Here is a 6,257-nt window from a genome sequence, read left to right on the forward strand (position 1 = left end):
GGAACGGAGGGAGCGGCCTGCTCGCGGGGGCGGCGGTAGGCGATCAGCGCCTCGATGGAGACGATGGCCAGGCCGTGCTTGCGGGCGAAGGGCACCAGCTCGGGCAGGCGCAGCATGGTGCCGTCCTCGCCGGCGATCTCCACGATGGCGGCGGCGGGGCGCAGTCCGGCCAGCCGGGCGAGGTCGACCCCGGCCTCGGTGTGGCCGGGGCGCTCCAGCACGCCGCCGGGGCGGGCGCGCAGCGGGAAGACATGGCCGGGGCGCACGAAGTCGCCGGCCTCGCGGGCCGGGTCGGCCAGCAGCCGGATGGTGGTGGCGCGGTCGGCGGCGGAGATGCCGGTGGTCACGCCGTGGGCGGCGGAGGCGTCCACGGAGACGGTGAAGGCGGTGCCCATCGACTCGGTGTTGTCGCCGACCATCTGCGGCAGCTCCAGCCGCTCCAGCTCGCCGGCCTCCATCGGAGTGCAGATCAGGCCGCGGCACTCGCTCATCATGAAGGCGACGATCTCGGGCGTGATCAGCTCGGCGGCGACGATGAGGTCGCCCTCGTTCTCGCGGTCCTCGTCGTCGACGACGACCACCGGGCGTCCGGCGGCGATGTCGGCGATCGCGCGCTCGACCGGGTCCAGCGCCAGGACGTCGCCGGCCGCGCCGCCGAACGCACCGGCCGCTGCCGCGGGGTCGGCGGTGCGCGGATTCCAGGTGTGCAGCACGGTCATGCCGGAGCTCCTTCCAGAGCGGGGTCGTTCGCCGCCTTCGCGCGGGAGCGCAGCCACCAGTCGCGCAGGCCCCACAGGACGAGGACGAAGTAGATGACGTAGACCAGGCCGGAGAAGGCCAGGCCGCTGCCGAAGGCGAGCGGGACGCCGACCAGGTCCACCAGCAGCCAGGCGAACCAGAACTCCACCCAGCCGCGGGCCTGGGCGACCATCGCCGCCAGGGTGCCGACGAAGATGTAGGCGTCGGCCCACGGGCTCCAGGAAAGCTGCGGGTAGAGGGTGAACAGTCCGCCGACGGCGAGGGTGCCGGCGGCCGTCCCGGCCAGCAGCCATCCGCGTTCGCGCCAGGTGGCGAACCGTACGGTGATCCTGCCGTCGGCGCTGCCGCGCTCCTCCGCGGAAGCCGAGGCGCCGCGCCGCCACTGGTACCAGCCCCACACGGCGACGCCGATGACCAGCAGCTGCTTGCCGACTCCGCCCGAGAGCTGGGCGGAGGCGTAGGCGGCGACCAGGATCGCTCCGGCCAGGAACTGCGCGGGCCAGGTCCAGATGGAGCGGCGCCAGCCGAGGGCGAGGGCGATCAGGCCCATGACGTTGCCGACCATGTCGGACCACTTCACGCTCTGGCCGAACGCCTCGAAGGCGGTGCCGTTGAGGGCTGTGTCGAGCCACTCCAGCGCGCTCATCGCAGGGCCTCGGCGGCCTCGGCCGGCTCGGCGGCGCCTGCGGTTCCGGCTGCGGGGCGGTGGCCGAGCAGCCGCTCGACGTACTTGGCCAGGACGTCGACCTCCAGGTTGACCGGGTCACCTACGCCCTTCACGCCCAGGGTGGTCAGGGCGAGGGTGGTGGGGATGAGGCTGACGGTGAAGTCCGCCTCGCCCGCCTCGACGACGGTGAGGCTGACACCGTCCACGGTGATCGAGCCCTTCTCGACGATGTAGCGGGTGAGTCCGCCCGGGGCGGCGATCCTGACGATCTCCCAGTTCTCGCCGGGGACGCGCTCGGTGATGGTGCCGGTGCCGTCCACATGGCCCTGGACGATGTGGCCGCCCAGCCGCCCGCCCAGCGCCATGGGGCGCTCCAGGTTGACGCGGTCGCCGGCGGACAGGGCGCCGAGGCTGGAGCGCTTGAGGGTCTCGGCCATGACGTCGGCGGTGAACTCGCCGTCGGCGGTGTCCACGACAGTCAGGCAGACGCCGTTGACCGCGATCGAGTCGCCGTGCCCCGCCCCCTCGGTCACCAGCGGGCCCCGCAGGCGGAAGCGGGAACTGTCCTCCAGCTCCTCGACGGCGACGACCTCGCCCAGCTCTTCGACGATTCCGGTGAACACTCAGGACTCCTTGGACACGTGGACGGCGGGGACGGAGGCGGACGCGGCGGGTTCGGCGGGCAGGGCCGGTGCGGCGGACAGGGCCGGTGCGGCGTCGACGCGCAGATCGGGCCCGATCCGCTCGACCGCGGTCACCGTCAGTCGCAACGCATCGGCGATGGTGGCGATTCCGGCGTCGGCGAGGGCGGCGGGCCCGGCGCCCAGGAGGGCGGGGGCGAGGTAGGCGGTGACCCGGTCCACGGCGCGGGCCGCGACGAAGGCCGCGGCCAGGGTGGCGCCGCCCTCCAGCAGCACGGACCGCACACCGCGGTCGTGGAGGGCCGCGAGCAGCGCGTCGACGTCCAGGCCGCCGCCGTGCCCACCGCGGCCGTCCGTTCCGGCGGCGCGCGGCAGCCGTACCACCTCGGCGTGCCCGTCGAGGTGGGCGGTGGCGGCGTCCGGCAGGTCGTCGGCGACGGCGACCAGGGTGGGGGCCTCTCCGTCCAGGACACGGGCGCCGGGCCGGACGGCGCGGGCCTCGGTGTCGGCGACGACGCGCAGCGGCTGGACGGCGCCGGGGACGCCGCGCACCGCGAGGTGGGGGTCGTCGGCGCGGGCGGTGCCGGAGCCGACGAGCACGGCGTCGGCCTCGGCGCGCAGCCGGTGGACGTCGGCACGGGCGGCGCCGGAGGTGATCCAGCGGCTGGTGCCGTCGGCCGCGGCGGTACGGCCGTCGAGGGTGGCGGCGTACTTCCAGCGCACGTACGGGCGGCCCAGGCGCACCGAGGTCAGCCAGGGGGCGTTGACCTCGGCGGCCTCCTCGGCCAGGAGGCCGCCCTCGGTGTCGATTCCGGCGGCGGCCAGGGTGTGCGCGCCGCCGCGGGCGTCGGGGGTGGGGTCGGCGACGGCGTAGACCACCCGGGCGATGCCGGCGTCGATCAGGGCTCGGCTGCACGGGCCGGTGCGGCCGGTGTGGTCGCAGGGTTCCAGGGTGACGACGGCGGTGCCGCCGCGGGCCGCCTCGCCGGCCTCGGCGAGGGCGTGGACCTCGGCGTGGGGGCCGCCGGCGCGCCGGTGCCAGCCCTCGCCGACGACGTGCCCGGCGGCGTCGAGGACGACGCAGCCGACGACGGGGTTGGGGCTGGTGGAGCCGAGGCCCCGGGCGGAGAGGGCGACGGCGCGGCGCATGGCGTCGCGTTCGCGCTCCCGCGCGGTGGGCGCTGCGGCTTCGGTGGCCACCGGGTCCTCCTACCTCTTCGGGCACGGACTCCGGGGCGGTACGGGAAAAACGAGCGGTCTCGCGGGATGGACGGGACGCCGGGGCGCGGGCCGGATTCTCCGGGCCCGGCGGGGCGCCCGAGGATCCGCCTGCGGCGGCGTACCGGCCGTCTCGCGGCCCGCCGCGCACTGCCTCCCATCCGGACTTTGACCGTCGGTCCAGGAATTTCACCTGGTCAACCGGCCGCTGGCAGCGGCCGGGTCGCGGACTGTAACCGCCGGTTCGGAATTTCACCGACCCCGGAGTGCGCTTGACGTTGGTACGCGGCCAGTGTGCCACGTCCGGATCGGGCGGCACCAGGCAGGCCCTGTGGGACGGCTCACAGCGGCAGGCGGCGCCCCGGCCCGTGCCCGCCGGGCCGGCCGGTCCGGCGAACCCGCGGCGGGAGCTGTTCAGCCCGCGTCACCACGGGCTGAACAGCTCCCGCCGCGCCGCGTCCAGGGCCGTCACCAGGCCGCCGCCGAGCACCGGGCTTCCCTCGACCGTGCCGCACAGCACCTCGGTGGCCAGCGGGGACATCCCGGCCAGGCGGCCGGCCACCCGTTCCGCCAGCGGCCGTCCCCCGGCCCGTCCCACCTCGCCGCCGAGCACCACGCAGCCGGGGTCGAGGACCGAGGCGACGGCGGCGGCGCCGACCGCGATCCGTTCGGCCAGCGCCTCCAGGAACGCCTCGGCGCCGGCTCCCGCCTCGCCCGCCACCGCGGCGCGGACGACGGCCTCCGCGGCGCGGACTCCGTCTTCGGTGGTGTGCCGCGGCGGCCGCAGGCCGTGCCCGCGCGCCAGCGCGCACACCGCCGCGGCGCCGGCCAGGGAGTGGAAGCCGCCGTCGCAGACCGTCGCCGAGGGCAGCCCGGGGGTGCCGGGCACCGGCAGGAAACCGACCTCGCCGGTGCCGCCGGAGGCGCCGCGGCGCAGTGCGCCGTCCAGGATCACGGCGGCTCCCACCCCGTGCCCCAGCCAGAGCAGGACGAAGGTGTCGCGGCCGCGCGCCGCGCCGAGGCGGTGCTCGGCGATGCCCGCGAGGTTCACCTCGTTCTCCAGTACCACCGGTACGCCCAGCCGTTCACGGATCGCGGCCGGGACGCGGGCGTGCCAGGCCGGCAGCGTGGTGCTGCGGCCGAGGGCTCCGGTGGCCGGGTCGATCATGCCGGGGGCGCCGACGGTGACGGTGTGCAGCGTGGTGACGCCTGCCCCGCGCAGCGCCTCCCGCAGGGCGGTCACCGTCCGCTCCACGGGGTCGCCCCCACTGCCCGTACCGCCCTTGCCGTCCCCGGCGTCCCCCATGGGCAGTTCCGCACCGCCCGCCGCGCCGCCCGCGAGGTCGGCCAGGGCGAAGGAGACGCCTGTGGTGCGGACGTCGACGGCCGCGACGTGGGCGCGGCCGGCGACGAGGCCGTACAGCCGGGCGTTGGGTCCGCGGCGGCTCTCCCCCGCCTCGCCGGCGTCCCGGACCAGCCCGTCCTCGGCCAGGCGCCGCAGCAGGTCGGCGACGCTGGGGCGGGACAGCCCGGTCAACTCCTTGAGCCGGCCGGCCGTCAGGGGACCGTGCTCCACCAGCAGTTCCAGCGCGATCCGGTCGTTGATGGCGCGGGCCGTGCGGGGCGAGGCGGTGCGCGCGGGGCGGACCGGAGTGGAGGGCGCGCCGGGCGCGGGCCGTGGGGGCGTGGTCATGCGGGAATCCTCGCAGATTTCCTTTTTCATTCAGGAAGCCTTCCTGATAGTTTACGCGCATGCCCTCCTCCCCCATCGGCCGGGCCCGGCGCTCGGTCGCCCTGGTCTTCGCCCTGCACGGCGCGGTCTCCGGCGGTTTCACCACCCGCATCCCCTGGCTCCGGGACCAACTCGACCTGAGCAACGGTCAGTTGGGCCTGGCTCTGGCCTTCCCCGCGATCGGCGCCTCGCTCGCCATGCCACTGGCCGGGCGCATCGTGCACCGCCACGGCGGACGGGCGGCCGTACGCGCCCTGCTCGCCCTGTGGTGCGCCTCCCTCGCCCTGCCCGCCCTCTCGCCCCACCTGGCCGTGCTCTGTGCCGCGTTCCTCCTCCTGGGCGCCACCGCCGGGATGGCGGATGTGGCCATGAACGCCCAGGGGGTGGAGGTGGAACAGCGCTACGGCCGCTCGATCATGTCCGGGCTGCACGGCATGTGGAGCGTGGGCGCGCTGCTGGGCTCGGCGGCCGGCGTGGGCGCCGTCCACCTCGGTATGGACGCCCGGATCCACCTCGCGCTGGCCGCCGCCGTCCTGGCCGCGGCCGTTCCGGCGGCCTGCCGCGGGCTGCTGGACGTACGCCCCGCGCCGGGGCAGGAGGCGCCGCCGCGCTTCGCGCTGCCGCCGCGTTCGGCCCTGCTGATCGGCGCGGTGGGCATGTGCGCGGTGCTCGCCGAGGGCGCCTCGATGGACTGGTCCGGTGTCTACCTCCGGGACGTCACCGGCGCGTCGGCGACGGTCGCGGCCGCGAGCTACACCGCGTTCGCCTGCACCATGGCCGCCGCCCGCCTGGCCGGAGACGCCGCCGTGCGCCGCATCGGCCCGGTGCGCACGGTGCGGGTCAGCGGCGTCCTGGCCACCGCGGGCGGCGCGCTGGTGGTGACCGCGCCCGGCCCGGTGGCGGGCGTCGCCGGGTTCGCCCTGCTGGGCGTCGGGATCGCCGTGGTGGTGCCGCTGGCCTTCGCCGCCGCCGGGCACAGCGGTCCGGCCCCCGGGCAGGCCATCGCCGGCGTCGCCACCATCACCTACACCACCGGACTGGCCGCACCGACCGTCATCGGCCTCCTCGCCGAACTGGTCTCGCTGCGGGCCTCGTTCGCCCTGGTCACCGCCGCGACCGCCGTCCTCGTCCTGGCCGCCGGGGTGCTGGGCGCCCCGCGCCGGGGCGGCGTCGTCGCCCAAAGCGCCGGAGAGGTACGGGCGGAGCTGCGCTGAGGCGGGGCGGGAGGCGGGACCGGGAG

General features: G+C 76.4%; 6 protein-coding genes and 1 riboswitch. Of the genes, 1 reads left to right on the forward strand and 5 read right to left on the reverse strand.

The genetic code is table 11. From position 1 onward, the window contains the following. From ribB to L7D48_RS24025, 5 genes are all read right to left on the reverse strand, one after another. On the reverse strand, nt 1-719 hold a 719-nt coding region (gene ribB, locus L7D48_RS24005; RefSeq protein ID WP_237882381.1), incomplete at its 3' end, for a 3,4-dihydroxy-2-butanone-4-phosphate synthase. Beyond that, on the reverse strand, nt 716-1,405 hold the full coding sequence (locus tag L7D48_RS24010; protein WP_237882383.1) for a nicotinamide mononucleotide transporter family protein: 690 nt from the start codon (nt 1,403-1,405) through the stop codon (nt 716-718). The genes L7D48_RS24010 and ribB, both read right to left, overlap by 4 nt. Next, entirely contained in the window at nt 1,402-2,049 is a 648-nt protein-coding gene (locus L7D48_RS24015) for a riboflavin synthase (RefSeq protein ID WP_237882385.1), read from the reverse strand. The genes L7D48_RS24010 and L7D48_RS24015 overlap by 4 nt, the downstream gene beginning before the upstream one ends. Beyond that, nucleotides 2,050-3,216 carry a bifunctional diaminohydroxyphosphoribosylaminopyrimidine deaminase/5-amino-6-(5-phosphoribosylamino)uracil reductase RibD gene (ribD, locus tag L7D48_RS24020; RefSeq protein WP_237882392.1) on the reverse strand — a complete coding sequence of 389 codons (1,167 nt, stop codon included), beginning with the start codon at nt 3,214-3,216 and terminating at the stop codon, nt 2,050-2,052. A 212-nt stretch (nt 3,217-3,428) separates the two neighbouring features. Continuing rightward, nucleotides 3,429-3,559: riboswitch (FMN riboswitch) on the reverse strand. A 150-nt stretch (nt 3,560-3,709) separates the two neighbouring features. Continuing rightward, a complete protein-coding gene (locus L7D48_RS24025) occupies nt 3,710-4,978 on the reverse strand; it encodes an ROK family transcriptional regulator (protein ID WP_237882388.1) in 1,269 nt (422 codons plus the stop codon). 59 nt (nt 4,979-5,037) lie between these two features. Here L7D48_RS24025 and L7D48_RS24030 point away from each other — a divergent pair, with 59 nt between their 5' ends. Further along, nucleotides 5,038-6,231, forward strand: coding sequence for an MFS transporter (locus L7D48_RS24030; protein WP_237882390.1), 1,194 nt, complete (start codon nt 5,038-5,040; stop codon nt 6,229-6,231). Nucleotides 6,232-6,257: the final 26 nt, after the last annotated feature.

Source organism: Streptomyces sp. ICN903, from assembly GCF_022015835.1.
Taxonomy (GTDB): Bacteria; Actinomycetota; Actinomycetes; order Streptomycetales; family Streptomycetaceae; genus Streptomyces; species Streptomyces fenghuangensis.